This window comes from Nocardia sp. GTS18 (assembly GCF_013839555.1).
Lineage (GTDB): Bacteria > Actinomycetota > Actinomycetes > Mycobacteriales > Mycobacteriaceae > Nocardia > Nocardia rosealba.
Genome location: NZ_JACBIU010000005.1, coordinates 83,232 through 103,198, shown reverse-complemented (window position 1 = coordinate 103,198; position 19,967 = coordinate 83,232). Strand labels below are relative to the sequence as shown.

17 protein-coding genes are annotated in these 19,967 nt (G+C 68.2%); 11 read left to right on the top strand and 6 right to left on the bottom strand.

What is annotated here, in order from left to right; all coding sequences use genetic code 11:
• The first annotated feature begins 1 nt into the window (after window position 1).
• From HYG95_RS08015 to HYG95_RS07980, 8 genes are read left to right on the top strand one after another with little or no spacing between them, the layout of a single operon-like run.
• Window positions 2–1,426: an MlaD family protein gene (locus HYG95_RS08015; protein WP_181697369.1), complete on the top strand. Its 1,425-nt coding sequence runs from the start codon at window positions 2–4 to the stop codon at window positions 1,424–1,426.
• Entirely contained in the window at window positions 1,423–2,445 is a 1,023-nt protein-coding gene (locus HYG95_RS08010) for an MlaD family protein (RefSeq protein WP_181697368.1), read from the top strand. The genes HYG95_RS08015 and HYG95_RS08010 overlap by 4 nt, the downstream gene beginning before the upstream one ends.
• Window positions 2,442–3,455: an MlaD family protein gene (locus HYG95_RS08005; protein ID WP_181697367.1), complete on the top strand. Its 1,014-nt coding sequence runs from the start codon at window positions 2,442–2,444 to the stop codon at window positions 3,453–3,455. Before HYG95_RS08010 ends, HYG95_RS08005 begins: the two co-directional genes overlap by 4 nt.
• Entirely contained in the window at window positions 3,455–4,555 is a 1,101-nt protein-coding gene (locus HYG95_RS08000; RefSeq protein ID WP_181697366.1) for an MCE family protein, read from the top strand. Before HYG95_RS08005 ends, HYG95_RS08000 begins: the two co-directional genes overlap by 1 nt.
• The gene (locus tag HYG95_RS07995) at window positions 4,552–5,667 is read left to right on the top strand and encodes an MCE family protein (RefSeq protein ID WP_181697365.1); all 1,116 of its coding nucleotides are present in this window, start codon (window positions 4,552–4,554) and stop codon (window positions 5,665–5,667) included. Before HYG95_RS08000 ends, HYG95_RS07995 begins: the two co-directional genes overlap by 4 nt.
• On the top strand, window positions 5,664–6,848 hold the full coding sequence (locus tag HYG95_RS07990) for an MCE family protein (RefSeq protein ID WP_181697364.1): 1,185 nt from the start codon (window positions 5,664–5,666) through the stop codon (window positions 6,846–6,848). Before HYG95_RS07995 ends, HYG95_RS07990 begins: the two co-directional genes overlap by 4 nt.
• 12 nt (window positions 6,849–6,860) lie before the next feature.
• On the top strand, window positions 6,861–7,463 hold the full coding sequence (locus HYG95_RS07985) for a hypothetical protein (RefSeq protein ID WP_181697363.1): 603 nt from the start codon (window positions 6,861–6,863) through the stop codon (window positions 7,461–7,463).
• 44 nt (window positions 7,464–7,507) lie between these two features.
• Window positions 7,508–8,737, top strand: coding sequence for a TetR/AcrR family transcriptional regulator (locus HYG95_RS07980; RefSeq protein ID WP_225279510.1), 1,230 nt, complete (start codon window positions 7,508–7,510; stop codon window positions 8,735–8,737).
• Window positions 8,738–8,742: 5 nt separating this feature from the next.
• On the opposite strand, the gene HYG95_RS07975 is transcribed toward HYG95_RS07980, so the two are convergent.
• From HYG95_RS07975 to HYG95_RS07965, 3 genes are all read right to left on the bottom strand, one after another.
• Complete coding sequence (locus tag HYG95_RS07975) at window positions 8,743–10,116, bottom strand: FAD-dependent oxidoreductase (RefSeq protein WP_181697361.1); 1,374 nt, start codon at window positions 10,114–10,116, stop codon at window positions 8,743–8,745.
• A gap of 79 nt (window positions 10,117–10,195) precedes the next feature.
• Entirely contained in the window at window positions 10,196–11,341 is a 1,146-nt protein-coding gene (locus HYG95_RS07970) for an acyl-CoA dehydrogenase family protein (RefSeq protein ID WP_181697360.1), read from the bottom strand.
• A 29-nt stretch (window positions 11,342–11,370) separates the two neighbouring features.
• Window positions 11,371–12,879, bottom strand: coding sequence for an aldehyde dehydrogenase family protein (locus HYG95_RS07965; protein WP_255495063.1), 1,509 nt, complete (start codon window positions 12,877–12,879; stop codon window positions 11,371–11,373).
• A 215-nt stretch (window positions 12,880–13,094) separates the two neighbouring features.
• Here HYG95_RS07965 and HYG95_RS07960 point away from each other — a divergent pair, with 215 nt between their 5' ends.
• Genes HYG95_RS07960 through fadD5 form a run of 3 tightly spaced genes read left to right on the top strand, consistent with a single transcriptional unit; the run spans window position 13,095 to window position 16,483 of the window.
• Complete coding sequence (locus HYG95_RS07960) at window positions 13,095–14,081, top strand: nitronate monooxygenase family protein (RefSeq protein ID WP_181697359.1); 987 nt, start codon at window positions 13,095–13,097, stop codon at window positions 14,079–14,081.
• Window positions 14,078–14,884: an enoyl-CoA hydratase gene (locus HYG95_RS07955; protein ID WP_181697358.1), complete on the top strand. Its 807-nt coding sequence runs from the start codon at window positions 14,078–14,080 to the stop codon at window positions 14,882–14,884. The genes HYG95_RS07960 and HYG95_RS07955 overlap by 4 nt, the downstream gene beginning before the upstream one ends.
• Before the next feature lie 24 nt (window positions 14,885–14,908).
• Window positions 14,909–16,483 carry a fatty-acid--CoA ligase FadD5 gene (gene fadD5 / locus HYG95_RS07950; protein WP_181697357.1) on the top strand — a complete coding sequence of 525 codons (1,575 nt, stop codon included), beginning with the start codon at window positions 14,909–14,911 and terminating at the stop codon, window positions 16,481–16,483.
• Here the strand turns inward: fadD5 and HYG95_RS07945 are convergent.
• The 3 genes from HYG95_RS07945 to HYG95_RS07935 form a co-directional block, all read right to left on the bottom strand.
• Window positions 16,473–17,507, bottom strand: coding sequence for an alpha/beta fold hydrolase (locus HYG95_RS07945; RefSeq protein WP_225279505.1), 1,035 nt, complete (start codon window positions 17,505–17,507; stop codon window positions 16,473–16,475). The two genes, fadD5 and HYG95_RS07945, sit on opposite strands and share 11 nt — an antisense overlap.
• Before the next feature lie 80 nt (window positions 17,508–17,587).
• A complete protein-coding gene (locus HYG95_RS07940) occupies window positions 17,588–18,916 on the bottom strand; it encodes a lipase family protein (RefSeq protein WP_181697356.1) in 1,329 nt (442 codons plus the stop codon).
• Window positions 18,913–19,875: a diiron oxygenase gene (locus tag HYG95_RS07935; protein ID WP_181697355.1), complete on the bottom strand. Its 963-nt coding sequence runs from the start codon at window positions 19,873–19,875 to the stop codon at window positions 18,913–18,915. Before HYG95_RS07935 ends, HYG95_RS07940 begins: the two co-directional genes overlap by 4 nt.
• Window positions 19,876–19,967: the final 92 nt, after the last annotated feature.

The following is a 19,967-nucleotide window of genomic DNA, read 5'->3' as shown; positions in this document are numbered from 1 at the left end:
GATGATTCTCGATCTCAGCGGCCGCGGCCCCAAACCCGTGCAGCTCACCGCCGCGGGCCTGGCGGTGATCACGGCGTTCGCGGTCGCGCTGTATCTGCTCGCCCTGCGCTACAACGGCGAGTTCGAGGAAACGGTGACCGTCGGCGCCGACCTCACCAGCACCGGCGACGGCTTGCCGCAGCGCGCGGATGTGAAGTTCCGCGGCATGATCGTCGGCGTCGTCGGCTCGGTGGAGATGGTCGCGGCAGGCGAACGCCAGCGAGCCACTCTCGAGCTGAAACCCGGCTTGGCCGAGACGATTCCGGACACCGTCACCGCCCGTGTGGTGCCCGACAACATCTTCGGTGTCTCGTCCATCCAGCTGGTCGACAACGGCGCCGCCGCCTCGGGCCTGCGCGCGGGTGCGGTGATCGCCGAGGACACCAGCGAGGCGACCATCCAGCTGCAGACCACGCTCAACACCCTGCGCGACGTGCTCACCACCATCCAGCCGGAGAAGCTCGGCCGGGTGCTCGCCACCTTGTCGGCGGCGCTCGAGCCGTCCAGTCGCGTGCCGGGCTCGACGATCGAGCGCCTGGATCAGTGGCTCACGACCGTGCACCAGATTCCCGAGATCGGTGACCTGCTCGGCAATCTCGGCCGCGCGTCGACGGCGCTGAGCCAGTCGGCGCCGGAACTGGTCGGTGTGCTCGCCGATTCGGTGAACTCCGCCCGCACCCTCAACGAGCACCGCACCGACCTGATCGAACTGCTCGTGCAGGGCAACAGTGCCGTGGAATCGGTGAACGTGCTGTTCGGCGCGAACCCGAACGCGGGCAAGGAACTCGTCGCGGGGCTGGACGACCTGCTCGGCGGCATCGCCCGCGATCCCGGCGCACTGCAGACGACGGCGGCCAACCTCAATGTGTCGCTGCGTAATCTGCAGCAGGTCTTCAACTTCGGGCCGCGCAGGCAGATGACCTGGCGAATGGATGTGACGTTCACGCCCTTCCAGCAATACACCGCCGCCGACTGCCCCCGCTACGGCGAGATGACCGGTCCCCGCTGCGGCGGCCCGACCGTCCCGGAAGTCGCACCACCGCAGGAGTATCCGCCCGGCATGCTGCCGAATCGGCTCGAGGCCGCGGGGCCCGCACCGGTGGTGCCCGCGGTGCCGCAGCTTCCCGCGCTCCCGAGCATCACCGTTCCGGCGATCCCCGGCCTGCCCCCGATCCCGGGCTTGCCCGCCATCCCGGGGATCACGGCGCCGGCCGCGGCGGTCGAACCCACACCCGCCGCCACCCCGGCCGCACAACGGCTCACCGGCATCGATGCCATATCGGCGCTGGTCGGCGGGAGGCCGACGTTCAGCCAGTTGCTGTTGCTCAGCTCGATCCTCGGCGACACGCCCCTCGTTCCCGACACAGAAGACGGTGTCCGACAGTGAAATCCACCAAAGCACTCATCGGGTTCAGCCTCTTCGCTGTCCTGGCGACCGTGCTCACCTACACGATCTGGTCGACGCTGCAACGCAGCGTGCCCGGCAACACCAGCAGCTATTCGGCGGTGTTCACCGATGTGCTCGGGCTGCGCGTCGGCGACGACGTCCGGATGGCGGGCGTGCGCGTTGGGCGGATCGACAAGATCGATTTCGCCGACAACTACACCGCCCGTGTCGATTTCCGGATCGAGGAACGCCAGCGCCTGACCGACACGACCAAGGCGCTGGTGCGGTATCAGAATCTCATCGGTCAGCGCTATCTCGCGCTGGCACCGGGCACCGACGGTGGCACCGTCGTCGCACCGGGATCGGAGATTCCGCTCGAGCGGACCGAACCGTCGTTCGACGTGTCCGCGCTGCTGTCGGGCTTCGAGCCGCTGTTCAGCGTGCTGCAGCCCGACCAGATCAATTCGCTGTCGGAAACACTCATCCAGGCGCTGCAGGGCAACGAGGTGTCGCTGTCGGCGCTCATCACCCAGGCCGCCCAGCTGGCCGCCACCTTCGGGGAACGCGATCAGATCCTCGGTGACGTGCTGAGCAATCTCAGTTCCGTGATGGCGGGGCTGGCCAATCGCAGCGGCGAACTGGAAACCCTGATCACCCAGACCCGCAGCCTGATGGACGGGCTCTACACCGAAGGAGAATCGTTGAAGAGTTCGGTCGAACGGGTGGCCGGTGCGACGAACTCGCTGGTCACGATCATCGAACAGGTCAAGCCCGGTGTATCGGACGCCCAGCGCAACGCGACGACGGGCGTGGCGATGCTGCTGGCCAACGGTGCCGCCCTCGATCGCGGCGCGGTGCAATTGCCCGACTTCCTCAACGGCGTGGCCCGCTTCACCCAGTACGGCACCTACGGCAATGCCTACCTGTGCCGCCTCGATGTGTCGCTGTGGGGAGTGCTGCTGCCCGAGGGCCTGTTCTCGCAGGTCGGCGGCAACGCGCAGTCGGGGGTGTGCCGATGAACCGGCCCCGCGTCCCGGAATTCTTGCGGCGCAACCGGAATCTGCGCCTCGGTCTGATCGCGGCCGCCTCGGTGCTCGTGCTGCTCGGTGGTTCGAATCTGCTCGCCCGGATCCAGCTGGGCGACAAGACGATTCATGCCGAATTCGCCCAAGCCGCCGGGTTGCGGCCCGGTGCGACCGTCGACATCTCGGGCATCGAGGTCGGCGAGGTGCAGTCGGTGGAACTGGTGAACGACCGGGTCGACGTGGCGCTGCGCATCCGTCGTGACATCCGCCTCGGCGCCGACGCACACGCGGCGATCGAGATGTCGACCATCCTCGGCAGGCTGCACATCGACCTGCGCCCCGGCGACGGAAAAGGGCTGCCGGACAACCGGATCGAGCTCGAGAACACCACCGTGCCCTACAACCTGAGCAAGGTGATCCAGGACCCGAAGTACTCGTCGTCGTTCGAGCGGATCGAACGCATCGACCCGAACAAGCTGCGCACCGCGCTCGATGTGTTCAGCAGCCAGCTGGGCGACTCCCCCGCCATGGCGGTGCAGGCCCTCGACAGCATCGGCGCGCTGGCCCAGGTCATCAACAGCAGGCGCGACGAGGTCGACACCCTGCTGAAGAGCCTGGATCAGGTCTCGCAACTGGTGTCGGACAACCGCAACAGCGTGCTCGTCCTGATCACCAGGGGCGAGGCGATCGGCGCTGCCGTGCAGAAACGCCAGACCCTGCTCACCCAGTTGCTCGACAACGTCGCGCAGATGTCGCGGCTGCTGCAGGAGATGGGCGTCGAGAACAACGGCGAGCTCGCACCGCTGATCACCAATCTCAACACCATGGCGGACGGCCTGACCAAGAACAAGGAGAACCTGGACCGGCTCTACGAGATCGCCCCGGTGACGTTGCGGCAGTTCAACAATCTGCTCGGCAACGGCCCCTACGGCGAGATCTGGGCACCGTGGATCTTCCCGGACAACTGGCTGTGCTTCGCGCAGGCCGTACAGGGGTGCAACTGATGAGGACGACACGTTCGAGCAAACTGGCCGCGCTGTGCCTGGCTCTGGCCGTGACCACCGGCTGTTCTCTGGTGCCCGACAGTGTGTCCGGGTTCGCCGACCGGGCGCTCGGTGAGCAGAAGACCATCAGCGCCGACTTCGAGAACGTGTCCGGGCTGTACCCGGGCAACGAGGTCGCGGTGCTCGGGGTCCCGGTCGGCGTCGTCGACTCGGTGACTCCACGCGGCAGCTATGTCGAGGTGGTGATGAAGGTCGATCGCGATGTACGCATTCCCGCCGACGCCATGGCGGCCCTGATCTCCCCGCAGCTGATCACCAACCGGCACGTCGAACTGGCACCCGCCTACACCGGGTCGGGTCCCGAGCTCGCCGACGGCGCCCATCTTCCGCTCGGAAAGACAAGGACCCCGGTCGAATTGGACCGCATCCTGGCCAACTTCGATCAGCTCGGTGAGGCGCTGAAGGGCGACAGCCAGAGCGGGCCGATGGCGAGCCGGGTGCTGTTCCCGCTGCTCGACGGCAACGGTGACCGGCTGCGCACCACGCTCGACGAACTGTCGGCGGCCTTCGAGGTGACCCTGGCCAACAAGGACCAGATCGCCAATGCCGTGGTCCGGCTCGGCGAGATCACCCAGATCATCGCCGACAACGACCAGACCGTGCGCGATTTCAGCGGGCGGATCACCGAACTGGTCGCGCTGTTCGCCCAGCAGTCTCCCGGCTTGCAGGCGGTGCTGAAGCAACTCGACGACTTCATCACCAACACGTCCTCGCTGGTCGGCCAGAACGAGACTCAGCTCGCGGGCGCGCTCACCAAGTTCGTCGACATCGCCGCCCAGATGCGGGCCAACGCCCGCAATCTCACCGAGATCATCGACGTGGGCCCGCTGATGTTCCAGAACTTCGACAACGCGATCAGCCGGGAACATCGAGCCCTTCGCCTGCACGGCCTGCTCGACAAGATCGTGCTCGACAGCGAGATCCTCGCGACGTTCTGTGAGCGCGTGCAGATGCGTCTGGACGGCTGCCGCACCGGCAAGATCTCCGATATGGGCCCGGATTTCGGCTTGACCGCCGCGCTGTTGGGACTCACGAAATGACCACGCACGCAAAGACACTGCGCAGGACCGTCGCCGCCGCCCTGTGCGCGGCCGCCGTCGCGGCATCGAGCGCCGGCTGCTCGATGACCGTCGCCCAGTTGCCGATGCCCGAACCCGGGATCGGCGGTCCCGGGTACACCGTGCACGCCACCTTCCGCGACGCACTCAACCTGCCCGACCGGGCCCATGTGAAGATCGGCGGCACCGATATCGGTGTGGTGACCGGTATTTCGACCACCTCGTTCCTGGCGGATGTGGAGATGCTCATCCGCTCCGACATCCGGCTGCCCGAGGGCACCACCGTGGAGTTGCGGCAGGCGACGCCACTGGGCGACGTCTTCGTCGCCATGACCCTGCCGAGCGAAGCGAACGCCGGTCCGCCGCTGCGCGAGGGCGCGACCATCGGCACCGAGCACACCGCCTCGGCCGCCTCGGTCGAACAGCTCATGATGTCGGTCTCGATGCTCATCAACGGTGGCGGCATCAATCAGGCCGCCGAGATCACCTCCGAACTGAACTCGATCTTCGCGGGCAAAGCACCCCAGCTGCAGCACCTGATCGGCGAGATGACCTCGGTCATCACCGCGCTCAACGAGCGCACCGGCGATCTCGACGCCACCCTCGGCGGGTTGCAGGTCCTCACGGGCGAATTGGCCAGGCGCAAAGCCGAACTGGGTGCGGCGGCCGACAGTTTCCCCCAGTTGATCGGATTGTTCGCCGAGAACAATCAGGCGATCGTCGATCTCATCAACCGGGTCGCGATCACCATGGACGCCCTCGGTGACTTCAGCGCCACCAACGGGCCGCAGTTCGTGAGCCTGTTCCAGAGCATCCAGAACCTGATGAACGGGTTCGTGGGAATGGGCGACGACCTCACCGGCGCCCTCGACGGCTTCAACCAGATCTATCCCTCGGTGATGGACAGCATGCGCGGGCCGAACCTCTCGGTCGGGGCGATCCTGTCGTACCTCGATGTCGGCGCGGTCACCGATCCCACCGGCAGCCGCTGGCCCGACGGCACCGATGTGCCCGCCTTCATCGGCAGCCTCGCCGAGGTGATCGCCAAGGTCACCGGCCGTCTCAACAGCACACCGCAGGAGGGTCCGCGATGAACTCACCCTTGTGGCAGTGGCTGGTGCGGCGCCGCATCGCCGTCGCCAACGCCGGCCTCGTCGTGGTCCTGGTGCTCGGCGCCCTGTACCTGGGCGGTGTGGTCCTGCGGATCGACCCGACCGATTCGCCCTACGAGGTGACCGTCGAGCTGGCCACCTCGGGCGGGCTCACGGCGGGCAGTGATGTCACGTTCCGTGGGGTCCGGGTCGGCCGGGTCCAGGACGTGCGTGTCTCCGGTGACGGCATCGCCGCCGTGGCACAGATCGAGGAGGGCACCCGAATCCCGCAGGGTGGCCGGGTGGCGGTCGCCCGCCTGTCGGCAGCCGGTGAGCAGTACCTGGATTTCCGCCCGGAAACCGAGACCGGTCCCTATCTCGAGGACGGCGCCGTGATCGCCCGCGCCGACACGGCGGTGCCCGTGCAGGTGCAGTCGGTGCTGGCCAATATGACCGGCCTGGTGAGCGGGCTGAACCCCGAGCGGCTCAATGTCATCGTCGACGAGCTCGACAAAGCCCTCGCCGGCGGACCCGACGGGTTGCGCAACATGATCTCCGGTCTCAGCCGTGCGATGGCCGGGCTCACCGACCTGCTCCCGCAGACCGAGCACCTCCTGCGCAATCTCCAGGTCATCGCCTCGACCACCGCGCACGCCCAACCCGACCTCGGCACCATCACCCACGCGGGCAGCGCGCTGTTCCAGCAGTTCACCGCCGCCGACGCGGAGTTGCGGCACCTGCTCGAAGAGGGACCGGGTCAGCTGGCCACGCTCGGCGGGTTCGTCTCGCGCACCCAGGACCCGATCACCGACCTGGTGACGAACTTCGTCGCGATCACCCGGGCGGCCAAACTCCGCCAGCCCGCCATCGAGCTGCTCTTCCCCACGCTGAGCCGCTTCGCCGAAGCGGTCGGCATCCCGGCCCACGACAACGCCTTCTTCACCCTCGTCGATCCGTGGCCGCGCCCGACCTGCGACTACGACACGGTCCCGATCGTGCCGACCACGCCGACCACCGATACCAGGGTGCGGCTCTACAACTACTGCGTCACCGACAACCCCGCACTGCAGGTGCGCGGCTCGGCCAACGCGCCACGACCCCCGGGCCCCGACAACGGCGCGGGCCCGCCGCCCGGTGTGACCGGCGACGAACTGTCCCAGCCCGCGGTGCCCGCACCCCGATGAGGAGATGACCCCATGAGCACAGACGAAAAAGACACCGGCACAACCGAAGCCGACGCACCTGCCGTCGAGACCACGAAGCCCGAACCGGTCGGCGCCGCGCGGTGGACCGCCGAGCGCAAGTCCCTCGTCCTGCGCGCGGCGGCAGCACTCGTCGTCGGCGCCTCGGTGGCAAGTTCGGTGATCCTGTTCCTCGAGAACAAGGAGAGCAAGGACCTGCTCGCCGCCCAGCAGGGCGCCCGCGAAGCCGCCTGCCGCTACGCCCCGGTCCTGGCCGACTACGACAGCAAGAGCCTCGACGGCTATTTCCAGGCCGTCCTCGACGGCGCGACCGGCGACTGGAAGAAGCAGTTCGAAGCGACGAGCACCGAGCTGCGCGATGCCCTCACCCAGGGCCAGGTCACCTCGAAGGCCACCGACACCCAGTGCGCACTGCGCACCGGTGACGAGGACTCCGCCGAGGCCATCGTGGTGATCGGCACGACCATCTCGAGTCTCGGCACCGAGCACAAGGCCAAGCCCGGCCAGTTGTCGATGGTGATGAGTCTGCACAACGACGGTGGCCGCTGGCTGGTCGAGAAGGTGAACTCCCCGCTGACGGCGATGCCGGCCCAGTGACCCGATCAGCTGAGCTGACCACAGGCGATAACATGACAGGCGAGATGACGAGCAAGCAGATCGACGAACCCGCCGCCCCGACGCGGCAGATCCGGCGCAGGCCGAAGAACCGGCGTGCCCAGATCGCGGCCGAATCTGCGGCGGCCTTCGGCGCGCACGGCTACCACGGCGTGAGCATGGACGACATCGCCCGTCGGCTCGACATCAGCTCCGCCGCCCTCTACCGCCACTTCCCGAGCAAGTACGCGTTGTTCCGGGAGGAGCTGCTGCGGCTGTCTGGGCTGGCGCTCGCCGCGGTCGAATTGCCGCCCGAGGCCGAGGGTTGGTCAGCGAGGGAACGGCTGGATCATGTCTTCGACGCGATCATCGCCGCCACCGTCACCAACCGGCCGACCGTGGCACTTGCCCGGTGGGAGCGGCGTTATCTCGAGCCCGCCGACTTCACGGACTTCACCGGGCAGTTCGTCACCGCGATCGCCGCACTGCGTGGCCTGATCCGTGACGTGCGCCCCGAACTCGACGGGCACGACCGTGCCGTGCGCGCGGTGTCGGTGTTCGCGGTGGTCAGCAGCATCGGCGACCACCACGCGAGCCTGTCGGCGAAAACCCTTGCCCAGCTGCTGAAGTCGACCTGCTGGGCGCTGGTCGACGCCGATCTGCGCGGCGAGCCGAGCACGGCGTCGGCGCGGCGGGGCCCCGACCTGCCGCAACCGTTCAAACACGAACTGCTGCTGCGCAAAGCGGTCGAGCTGTTCCACGAGCGTGGCTATCCCAATGTGAGCATGGAAGACATCGCCGTGGCCGCCGATCTGTCGGCGGCCTCCGCGGTGTACCGCTACTACCGCAGCAAGAGCGACCTGCTCGCGGCGGCGTTCCGGCGTGCCGCCGACCGGGTGTCGGCGGCGATCCCGACGGCGATCAATACCGCCGAGATGCCCGCCGAGGCGCTGGGGACGCTCATCGATCTCTATGTCGCCGGCTCTTTCGACGAACGGGCGCTGACCTTCGTCTACTACGCCGAGTTCACCCATGTCGACCAGGCCGATCAGGTGACCTTGCGTCACCTGCAGCAACTCATCATCACCGAGTGGGCGAAACTCGTCGCCGAGGCCAGGCCGGAGCTGTCGATCGGTGAGGCCAGGATCCTGGTCCATGCCGCGTTCAGTCTGGTGGTCGACCTCGGACGGGTCTTCGGTGACGACGGGATCTGCCCGCAGGATCTAGTGGTCCGGCTGCTCCAGACCGTCACCCTCGGTCGTCCACTCCCCCGCTGAGTCGTTCAGTCGCCGCGCGCCACCGCACGGGTGGCCGCGCGGGCGGCGACGAGCACCGGATCCCACACCGGCGAGAACGGCGGCGCGTAGCCGAGGTCGAGGGCCGTCATCTGCTCCACCGTCATCCGCGCGGTGAGCGCGACCGCGGCGATGTCGACGCGCTTGGCCGCGCCCTCACGCCCGACGATCTGCACGCCCAGCAGCCTGCCGGAGCGACGTTCGGCGAGCATCTTCACCGTCATCGGTTCGGCGCCGGGGAAATAGCCCGCGCGCCCGGTGGATTCGATGGTGACGGCGTGGAATTGCAGGCCCGCGCGCTCGGCGTCCTGCTCGAGCAGCCCGGTGCGGGCGACCTCGAGATCGCAGACCTTGCTGACGGCGGTGCCGACGACGCCGGGGAAGGTGGCGTACCCGCCGCCGATGCCGGTGCCGATGACCTGACCATGTTTGTTGGCGTGGGTACCGAGTGCGATGTGGCGCATTGTGCCCGAGACCCGGTCGAGTACCTCCACGCAGTCACCGCCCGCCCAGATGTTGTCGTGGCCGCGTACGCGTTGCGCGAGATCGGTGAGCAGACCACCGGATTCGCCGAGCGGCAGTCCCGCCTGCCGCGCGAGGTCGGTGGCGGGACGCACGCCGAGACCGAGGACCACCACGTCGGCGGGGTATTCGGTGTCGGCGGTAGTCACCGCGCACACGTGCCCGTCGGCGTCGGTGCGCATGCCGGTCGCCTCGGTGTCGGTGACCAAGCGGATTCCCATGCCTTCCATGGCTTCTCGTACCAGCGCACCCATATCGGGATCGAGGGTCGACATGGGCTCGGGGCCCCGGGTCACCATGGTGACCCGGAACCCGCGCCGGATGAGCGCCTCGGCCATCTCGACACCGATGTAGCCCGCGCCGACGACGACGGCGTCGCGTCCCGACGACGAAACCAGCGCCTCGATCAGGTCCTCACCGTCGTCGAGGGTCTGCACGCCGAACACACCGTCGGCGTCGATGCCGGGCAGGGGCGGGCGGATCGGGGTGGCGCCGGTGGCGAGCACCAGCTTGTCGTAACCGGTCCAGGTCTCGGCGCCGGTGTCGAGGTCACGCGAGCGCACCTGCCGCCCAGGGACATCGAGCTCGATCACCTCGGTGCGCAGGCGCAGATCGATCGCGCGGGCACGGTGTTCCTCGGGGGTGCGGGCGATCAGGTCGTCGGCCTCGGGGACGTCACCGCTGACCCAGTACGGAATGCCGCACGCCGAATACGAGGCGTGCCTGCCCTTCTCGAACACCACGATCTCGAGTTCGTCGGCGCCGCGCAGCCTGCGCGCCTGCGAGGCCGCCGACATGCCTGTCGCGTCGGCACCGATGACAACCATGCGTTCGGCCATGCCGCCCACGGTACGAGAGCCGCGCGCGCGGGTTCTCGCCGCCACCCCCCAACGACAGCGGTGGCGAGAACCTGGCAGCTCACAGGCCCAGCGTGCGCCCGATGATGTCGCGCTGGATCTCGCTGGTGCCGCCGAAGATGGTCGACACCAGGGCGCCGCGCACATGCTTTTCCATGTCGAACTCGCGCGCGTACCCGTAGCCGCCCATCATCTGCATGCCCTCGAGCGCCACCCGCTTGGCGGTCTCGGTGGCCTTGAGCTTGGCCATCGAGGCCTCACGCGCCAGCATCTTGTCCGGATTCGCGTCGGCCTCGCGGGCCACGCTGTAGATCAGCAGCTTGGTGCACTCGATCTCGGTGGCCAGATCGGCCAGCCGGTGCCGCAGCGCCTGGAAGGTGCCGACCGGCCTGCCGAACTGTTTGCGCTGGGTGACGAACTCCAGGGTGTCGGCGAAAGCACGTTCGGCGGCACCGAGACTCATCGCGGCCAGGATCAGCCGCTCGAAGTTCAGGCCCGTCATCAGCTGACGCCAGCCGTTGCCCTCTTCGCCGACCACCGCGTCCTCGGGGAGCACGCAGTCGGTGAAGTACAGGTCGTTGGTTTCCTTCTGGTTGCCCATCAGCTCGATCGGGGTGATCTGCAGCCCCGGGGTGTCCGCGGGCACGTGGAACATGGTGAGCCCCTCGTGTTTTCCGCCCTCTTTGGAGGTGCGGGCCACGAGCAGGATGTTCTCGGAGATGTGGGCGTTGGAACACCAGGTCTTCTGGCCGTTGATCAGCCAGCCGTCGGCGGTCTTGACCGCCTTCGTCGACAGGTTGCCCACATCCGACCCCGCCTCGGGTTCCGACATCGAGATCGACTGCGACGCACCCCGAACGATGCCGCGCAGCACGTTCTCCTTCTGCGCGTCGGTGCCGAACTTGGCGTAGGCGCCGCCGGTGATGAGGGTCGGCCCGATCGCGCCGATCGGCAGCATGCCCCGGTGGGTCTCCTCGAGCAGGATGCACATGTCGACCATCGAGGCCGCCGACCCGCCGTACTCCTCGGGCACCGTCAGCCCCAGCCAGCCGAGCTCGGCCATCTTCGCGTAGACCGCCGGGTTGTGCTGTTCGGTGTCGTGATCGGTGAGCTCGTCACGCTGGGCCCTTGTGCCCGCCTCACGCTTGGCGAACGCGGCGACCGCCGCGGCGAAATCCTTCTGTTCCGAGGTGAATTCGACGCCCATACTGTTCCTCTGCTTCCTGATTGCTGGGTCTACTTGGCGCGGCCGAAGCGGCGCACGGTGAGTTTCTTGACCATCGCGATGGTCGATTCGGTTCTGGCGAACGACTGCAGCGCCATGCCGGGGATCGCGAAGCGCTGCCGCGCGATCGAATGCGGGCGGGTGAAGCCGAGCAGCCCGGCCGCACCGTGGATCCGGCCGACGCCGGACTCCCCCACGCCGCCGAAGGGCAGCGCGGGAATGGCGGCGTAGGCGGCGGGGCTGTTCACCGAGGTGGCGCCCGCCCGCAGTTCGCGCGCGATGCCCATGCCGCGTTTGCGGGAGAACACCGACGAGGCGAGTCCGTAGCGGGAGTCGTTGGCCAGGCGGATCGCCTCGGCCACATCCGCCACCTTGCGCACCGTCAGGGTCGGGCCGAAGGTCTCCTCGCGCACCGCGAGGGAGTTCTCCGGGACGTCGACGAGCACGATCGGGCGGACGAACGGCGCCTCGATCGAATCGGCACCACCCACCAGGGCGGTCGCGCCGTCGGCGAGGGCGGCGTCGACGTGCTCGGCGACCACATCGACCTGGGCCGGCAACGTCATCGGTCCGTAGGCGGCGTCACCGTCGGAGCCCGGTACGAGCTCGCGCACCCGCTTGGTCAGTTCGGTCAGGAACTCGTCGTACACCGAGGCGACCACGTAGCAGCGTTCGGTGCCCACGCAGGTCTGCCCGGAATTGGCCATCGCCGACCACACGATCGCGTCGGCGGCCGCCGCCACGTCGGCGTCCTCGGCGACGATGGCCGCGTCCTTGCCACCGCATTCGAGCACGACCGGGGTGAGCCGCTCGGCGGCAGCCGCCATGATCCGCTTGCCGGTGGCGGTCGACCCGGTGAAGGCGATCATGTCGACACCGGACTCCACCAGCGCACGGCCGGTCTCTCCCGGCCCGGTCAGCACACTCAGGATTCCCTCGGGCAGGCCGGGGTTGGCCTCGGCGAAGGCGTTCACGTACCAGTGCCCGATACCGACGGTGAGCTCGCTCGGCTTGAACACGACGGTGTTGCCCGCGGCCAGGGCGTAGGCGATGGACCCGTTCGGGGTGTACACCGGGTAGTTCCAAGGGCCGATCACACCGACCACGCCGTGCGGGCGTTGCTCGATCACCGCCTCGTGGTTGGCCATCATCAGCCCCGGCCAGACCTTCTTGGGTTTCAGTACCCGCTGCGCGTTCTCGGCGGCCCAGTTCAGGTGTTCGACCGCGGTGACGACCTCGAGATAGGCGTCGTCGAGCGGCTTGCCGTTCTCCGCGTGGATCAGCGCGCAGAACTCGTCGGCGCGCAGCACCAGCTGGGACGCCCAGCGTTGTAACGCCCGCTTCCGCTCGGTGAACCCGAGTTCGCGCCATGACTGTGCAGCCACGCGAGCCCGGGCGACAACGGCGGCGACCCGCTCGGCGTCGTCGACCGGCCAGCTGCCGACGGGCTCGCCGGTGGCCGGGCTCGCGGTGGCGATCATTGTCGCAGAAATCGGTGTTGCGGTGGGGGTTTCGGTCATTGTCGACCTTCCTTCAGGTCACTCGTTCGCGGTGTGGCGGTGCGCGGTTCCACTGGGCGGGCAACTCGCCGCACGAGGTGTTGACAGGCCGCGTCGGCCGCCATTAAGTTAATCACAATTCTCGCTAAGTTAATCATGATTCTGTCCGGTTGCCCAGAGCCGTCCTGGTTCTGCCCGCGACCGGCGGGAACGTCTGAATCCGGAGGGAGAGCGCGATGCTGCGCACCCGATTCACCGAGGCATTCGGTGTCGAGCACCCGATCGTGCAGGGCGGGATGATGTGGGTCGGCCGCGCCGAACTCGCCGCCGCCGTGTCCGAAGCGGGTGGTCTCGGCATCATCACCGGCCTCACCCAGCCCACCCCGCAGGCATTGCGCGAAGAGATCGCTCGCACCAGGGATCTCACCGACAAGCCGTTCGGGGTGAACCTGACGATCCTGCCGTCCATCACTCCGCCGCCCTACGAGGAGTACCGCCAGGCGATCATCGACGGCGGGGTGAAGATCGTCGAGATCGCCGGCGGCAATCCGGCCACCCACCTGCCGTTCCTCAAAGACGCGGGCATCAAGGTGCTGCACAAGTGCACCAGCGTCAAGCACGCCCTCAAGGCACAGCAGGTCGGTGTCGACGGTGTGAGTATCGACGGCTTCGAATGCGCCGGTCACCCCGGCGAGAACGACACCCCCGGCCTGGTCCTCATCCCGGCCGCGGCTCGCGAGCTCGAGATCCCGATGATCGCCTCCGGCGGGATCGCCGACGCGCGCGGCCTGGTCGCGGCCATGGCGCTCGGCGCCGACGGTGTGAACATGGGCACGAGGTTCCTGTGCACCGTGGAGTCACCGATCGCGCACGCCGTGAAGGAGAAGATCGTGGCCAACACCGAGCTCGACACGAAGCTGATCTTCCGCACCATGCACAACACCGCCCGGGTGGCCGACAACGCCGTCAGCCGCCAGGTGGTCGAGATCGAGCGTGGTGGCGGCACTTTCGCCGATGTGCGTGACCTGGTCGCCGGTGCGCGCGGGCGCAAGGTCTACGAGGAGGGCGACCTCGACGCGGGCATCTGGAGCGTCGGACAATGCCAGGGTCTCATCCACGACATCCCCACCTGCGCCGATCTGATCGACCGGATGGTGCGTGAGGCCGAGGAACTGATCGCGGACCGCCTGTCCGGCTCGATCGTCGAGGCGGTGGCCCGATGAGCGCGAGCGTTCTCAGCACCGAGGAACACGGCGTCCGGCGGATCACGATCGACCGCCAGGCGCGGATGAACGCCATCGATCTGGCGACCATGACCGAGCTGTGCGACCTGGTCACCGCGGCCGCGACGACGCCGTCGGTGCGGGTCATCGTGCTGACGGGGGCGGGGGCGGCGTTCTGCACCGGTGCGGATCTGGCCGCGGCCAGCGCGGCGGGTGGCAACGAGGCGTCCCCGGAGGTGGTGATGGATCGCGCCAACGACTTGATCCGGGCCATCGTCGATTCGCCGCTGCCGGTGATCGCGCAGGTCAACGGTCCCGCCGCCGGTGTCGGCACGTCCATCGCCTTGGCCGCCGACCTGATCTACGCCGCCGAGGAGGCCTACCTGCTGCTGCCGTTCACCTCCATCGGGCTGATGCCCGACGGTGGCGCGACGGCCGTGGTCGCCGCATCCATGGGCCGCGCCCGCGCCGCCGAATTCGCCCTGCTCGGCGCCCGGTTGCCCGCTACCGAGGCCGCCAACGCGGGCCTCATCACCCGCGCGATTCCGTCGGAAGAGCTCGGCGCACACGTCGAAACCGTCGCCGCCAAGCTCGCCGCCGGACCGCGGCGGGCGCTGCAACTCACCAAGGCCGCGCTCAACGCGGCCACCCTCGCCGGGCTGGATGCCGCCCTGGGCAGGGAGAAGACCGGCCAGTCCGAACTGCTCACCTCCGCCGATTTCCTCGAGGGAATGACCGCGATGCTCACCCGCCGGGCGCCACGATTCGACGGCGCCGTCCACCCCATCACCGATCCGGCCTGAGTCCGGCGTTCCGCAGGAGACGAGATGTCAACCGCTACCGAACCGATGCGCTCGCGACGCAATCACTGGATGAACCAGATCGCGATCCACGCCACCACGATTCCCGATTCGCCCGCGCTGCGGTTCCTCGGTAAGACGACCACCTGGGGCGAACTGCACGACCGGGTGCAACGCCTGGCCGACGCGCTCGCGCGCCGAGGTGTCGGCCAGGGCGACCGGGTGATGATCCTGATGCTCAACAACGCCGAGTACATCGAGTCGGTGTTCGCGATCAACACTCTCGGCGCCATCGCGGTGCCGGTGAACTTCCGCCTCACCCCGCCCGAGATCGTCTACCAGGTCACCGACAGTGGTGCGCGCACGATCATCACCGATGCGGTGCTCGCCCCGCTGGTCGGCGCCGTCGCCGCGCAGACCGACGCGCTGGCCTCCCGCATCGTGGTCGGCGGCACCACCGGTGACGGTGTCCTCGGCTACGACGACCTGCTGGCCGAACAGGGCGACCCGCACGAGCCGATCGATGTCCCCGAAGACAGTGCCGCGCTGATCATGTACACCTCGGGTACCACCGGTAATCCCAAGGGCGCGGTGCTGACCCACCTGAACATGAACTCCCAGGCCCTCACCTGTATCCGGGCCATGCAGTACCGCGCCGACGACATCGCCTTCTGCGCCTCACCGCTGTTCCACATCGCCGGATTGGGCAGTGTCGCCGCGTGTTTCGTGCTCGGCGCGCTCACCGTGATCCACCCGCTCAAGGCCTTCGACGCCACCGAGGTGCTCGATGCCTGGGAGCGCGAACGGGCCACCTCGGTGTTCCTCGTGCCCGCCCAGTGGCAGATCGTGTGCGCCGATCCCACCGTGGCGCAGCGGGATCTGCGTTTGCGCGTGATCAGCTGGGGTGCCGCCCCCGCCTCCGACACCGTGCTGCGCGCGATGGCCGAGACCTTCCCTGATGCACTGAACGTCGCGGTGTTCGGGCAGACGGAGATGTCACCGATCACCTGTGTGCTCGACGGCGAGGACGCGATCCGCAAACTCGGTTCGGTCGGCAAGCCGATCCCGACCATCGCCACCCGCATCGTCGACGACGAGATGAACGATGTCGGCCCCGGCGAGGTGGGCGAAATCGTCTATCGCGGACCGACCTTGATGCGCGAGTACTGGAACAACCCGCGGGCGACCGCCGACGCGTTCGCCGGCGGCTGGTTCCACTCGGGCGATCTGGTGCGCCGCGACGAGGAGGGCTTCGTCTACGTCGTCGACCGCAAGAAGGACATGATCATCTCCGGCGGTGAGAACATCTACTGCGCCGAGGTGGAGAACGTACTGTTCGCCCATCCCCGCATCCGGGAGGCTGCGGTGATCGGCCGGGCCGACGACAAGTGGGGCGAGGTGCCCGTCGCCGTCGTGGTCACCGAGGACGACGGCGACATCACCCTCGCCGAGCTCGCCGACCACCTCGACGCGCACCTGGCCCGCTACAAGCACCCCAAGGCGCTTGTGGTGATCGACGCCCTGCCGCGCAATGCGGGCGGCAAGGTCGTCAAGCACGAACTGCGGGCCCGGCACGGTTCGGCCCAGGCGGTCAGCGGCTGAGGAACTCGTCGATCGCCGGCCAGGTGATCTGCGCGGCGGTCGCACTGGCGAGCAATCCCAGGTGACCGCCGCGTACCTCGACGAATTCCACCTCCGCGTTCGGCAGCACGTCCAGGCCGCGCCGCACCGACGACGCCGGCACCACCGCGTCGCCGCGGCTGCCGAGCAGCAGCACGGGGCAGGTGACCTTGGCCAGTTCGATCACCAGATCCGAGCGCAGCCGGATGTAGCCCTCGGCGAGTTCGTTGCGCAGCACCAGGCTGCGGTGGATCTGCCAGTAGGAACGCCCCGGGTAACCCGGCATCGAGGACATGAACCGCTCGGTCGCCTCGAGCCGGGCCAGCGCCTCGGTGTCGAGCGCGTTGCGGATCAGGTAGGCGGGCTTGGTGATCTCGCGGTCCAGTGCCTGCAGCCGGAAGCCCAGACGCACGAATTCCTGCGGGATACCACCCATGATCCGGGTGGCCAGGGCCATCTCCTTGCCACCGGTCACCTTGGCGGCCAGGCGCATCGGCGCCAGCAGCGGGGTACGGCGCTGGTCGATGGGGGCCGCGAGCGCGGTGATGGACGCGATCGGCAGGTCGGCGTTGGCGGCGGCGGTGAGCAGCGAGAAGACCCCGCCCAGCGACCAGCCGATGAGGTCTACCGGCCGGTCGTGTTCGGCGGCGACCCGTGCGACGGCCTCGGGCAGGATGTCGTCGATCCAGTCCTCGAGGCCGAGATTCCGGTCGGCGTAACCGAATTGGCCGTAATCGATCACGTACGGCTGTCGCCCCTGCTCGATCAGGTGGCGGACCAGGCTCTGACCGGGTCGCAGATCGAAGCACGCCGGGGTCACCGCCAGCGGCGGCACGAGCAGCACCGGATTTCCCCCGGCGTGGCCGGCCTCGTACCGCTTCAGATGGCGGTGCGGTCGCTCGTACACCGTCGTCGACGGGGTGGGCTCGCCGGATTCGAGCCCACCGCCGAACGAGACGGCCCACACATTCCGTACCGCGCGCGGTACATCGGTCACAATCCCCACCGATAACCCCTTATCTCACCGGCTGCCGTCGGCAGTCCCTACGGGCCAGTATCTTACCAGTGAGTAAGTTCAGGGTTCGGTCAGGCGGCGCGCTGGTCCCGCTTCGCCGGGTTCGCGAGCTCGCGCCCGGTCACCGCCTTGGTGATCGGGCGCGCGAACAGAACTCGCACCACAGCCCTGGCCAGGTCGGCGAGGCCGTGGCGACCCGCAGGGAGACCGAGAACGCTCAGCACGGTCCTGGTCTGTGAGGGTGTCACCGGCAGCCCGGCGAAGCGGTCCGCCAGCCAGTTCAGGCTCAGCGGGGCCGAGCCGGCCAGCAGGCTCAGGTGCTCGCTGAGCCGGTCGCGCAGGTAGGTCACGTGCGCGCCGTTGGCCCGGTAGCGCTGCACGAGCGCGTCGATGTCGTCGACCGCGATGATCTGGTCGTGCACCGCTTGGGTCACCAGCAGCGGCGCCGCGGGTGCCCGGTCGCCCAGGGTGAGGTCGGCGAACATCTCGAGCATCGCCTCGAGGGCGAGCAGTTCGGTCATGGGCGCACCGGAGTGCCGGTCGATGCTGTACCTGGCCAGCCGCAGCACCGCACCCACCGTCGTCGACTCCGCCGCCTTGTCGAGCACCGCGCGGCCCTCGTCGGAGAAATAGGTGTCGACCAGTTCGGCGAACGCCGGATACACCCGCCGCAGCGCCGCGACCACCAATGTCGGCAAGCCCGCGTGCAAACCGCCGTTGAGCCGGTGGAAGGTGGAGACGAGGTCACCGACCGGCGAGCCGAGTACCGCGCCCGCGATATCGAGCTCGGGCGCGTACGTGGGCGCCATCTCGGCGGCCCACGCCGAGGCGAGCCCACCTCCCGAGTAGCCCCACAAGCCCACCTGCGCGTCGGACGCGAGACCGCCCGGTTCGAAGGCCAGGGCCGCGCGAATGCCGTCGAGGGCGCGGTAGCCCGGTTCACGCGGCGCACCCCACGCGCCGAGCATGCCCTCGTGGTCGGGCACCGACACCGCCCAGCCCCGGGACAACGCGTCGGCGAAGAGCAGCAGTTCGATGTGAGCACAGGTGCCGATCGCCCGCGAGCCACGACGCAGCGAGTAGGACGGGAAGGCGCGCGGCGCGATGGCGTCGATCGCGCACTGGAACGACACGAGCGGCGCGCCGTCGGCGACACCGTCGGCCGGGGCGATCACCGTGGTGACGGCGGCCTCGGGTACGCCGTTGAGATCGTTGCTGCGATACAGCAGCTGCCAGGCCCGCGCCCGCAGCGGAATCAGCCCGAACGCCGCCAATTCCACCGGGCGCCAGCGCAACAGCGTGCCCGGCGCCGACCTGTCGAATCCGTCGCGTGGCACATAGAACGGATCGGCGTCGGGCAGCAGCACCTCGGTGGGGGCAGCCCAGCTCTCCGGGATCACGCGGTGACCCGGCGGGCCGGTTCGCTGCGGTAGCGCGAGACGGGGCCGTCGATGCCGAGCGCCCGCCACACCAGTTTGGCGACGGGGTTCATCAGGCCGATGTCGGTGGCCAGCGCGCGCACGTCGGTGAACACGTCACGCTTGGTGTGCCGGGACTCGGTGCTACCCCAGTACGCCTCGCGCATCACCTCGCCCGGAATGTGGAACTTTTCCACGAATTCCTTCGGCGGGGTGGCGATCATCGACAGCATCACCCGCATCACGACGGGGAACAGCACCGAGAGCAACGACCGGGTGGCCGGATGCATCGCGGGCACGTTCTTGCGCAGATACTCGTGCGCGAAGGAGATGTGACGGGCCTCCTCCGCGACATGGATCTGCATCACCCGGTGCACCATCGGATGCAGGTCGAAACCCCCGCGCAGCAACGACTTCTGCAGGTGATCGATCGGCTCCTCACCGCCGAGCACCAGGGTGAAGAACAACTCGGGGAAATACTTCACCGCGGGCCAGATGACCATCGTCAGCTTCCGGTCGATCGGGCCCATGCCGATCACATCGCGGTAGCCGATGCGGTTGATCATCTCCTGGAACATCATCGTGTGGTTGCACTCTTCGGCGGCCTCGTGCGTGACGTACCGGAATTCCGGATCACCGTTGGGCACCGAGATCAGGTACTGCATGAGGCCGCGGATGAGCAGCTGCTCGAAGTCGATACCGACCTTGGCGATGCCCGCCTGCCGCCACATACCCATGGCGATCTGGAGTTCCTCGGGCTGGGCCCGGTACCAGGGGTGGCGACCCAACGGATCCTCGGTGGGCATGATCCAGCGGCGGTCGTCGGAATGCACCGCCATTTCCGGTGCGTCCCAATCGATGTCGACATAGGGATCGAAGTGCTTGCTCACCGATCCCTCGGACAAGCCCTGCAGAATATCGTGGTAAGTGGACAACGTCATCGGTGTCTCCTAGCGGTGGTTCCACTGCTCAGTTTAGTGGTACCGGCGGTTCCATTCAAGTGTAAATGGAACTTCGTGTCACATATATCTTG

Bases quoted from the DNA above. Each gene is read 5' to 3' on its own strand.
- HYG95_RS07965 (WP_255495063.1), bottom strand. From the start codon at position 12,879: ATGACCGAAACCCCCACCGCAACACCGATTTCTGCGACAATGATCGCC.
- HYG95_RS07960 (WP_181697359.1), top strand. From the start codon at position 13,095: ATGCTGCGCACCCGATTCACCGAGGCATTCGGTGTCGAGCACCCGATC.
- HYG95_RS07990 (WP_181697364.1), top strand. From the start codon at position 5,664: ATGAACTCACCCTTGTGGCAGTGGCTGGTGCGGCGCCGCATCGCCGTC.
- HYG95_RS07935 (WP_181697355.1), bottom strand. From the start codon at position 19,875: ATGACGTTGTCCACTTACCACGATATTCTGCAGGGCTTGTCCGAGGGA.
- HYG95_RS07985 (WP_181697363.1), top strand. From the start codon at position 6,861: ATGAGCACAGACGAAAAAGACACCGGCACAACCGAAGCCGACGCACCT.
- HYG95_RS07955 (WP_181697358.1), top strand. From the start codon at position 14,078: ATGAGCGCGAGCGTTCTCAGCACCGAGGAACACGGCGTCCGGCGGATC.
- HYG95_RS08000 (WP_181697366.1), top strand. From the start codon at position 3,455: ATGAGGACGACACGTTCGAGCAAACTGGCCGCGCTGTGCCTGGCTCTG.
- HYG95_RS07980 (WP_225279510.1), top strand. From the start codon at position 7,508: ATGACGAGCAAGCAGATCGACGAACCCGCCGCCCCGACGCGGCAGATC.
- HYG95_RS08005 (WP_181697367.1), top strand. From the start codon at position 2,442: ATGAACCGGCCCCGCGTCCCGGAATTCTTGCGGCGCAACCGGAATCTG.
- HYG95_RS07975 (WP_181697361.1), bottom strand. From the start codon at position 10,116: ATGGCCGAACGCATGGTTGTCATCGGTGCCGACGCGACAGGCATGTCG.
- fadD5 (WP_181697357.1), top strand. From the start codon at position 14,909: ATGTCAACCGCTACCGAACCGATGCGCTCGCGACGCAATCACTGGATG.
- HYG95_RS08015 (WP_181697369.1), top strand. From the start codon at position 2: ATGATTCTCGATCTCAGCGGCCGCGGCCCCAAACCCGTGCAGCTCACC.
- HYG95_RS07970 (WP_181697360.1), bottom strand. From the start codon at position 11,341: ATGGGCGTCGAATTCACCTCGGAACAGAAGGATTTCGCCGCGGCGGTC.
- HYG95_RS07995 (WP_181697365.1), top strand. From the start codon at position 4,552: ATGACCACGCACGCAAAGACACTGCGCAGGACCGTCGCCGCCGCCCTG.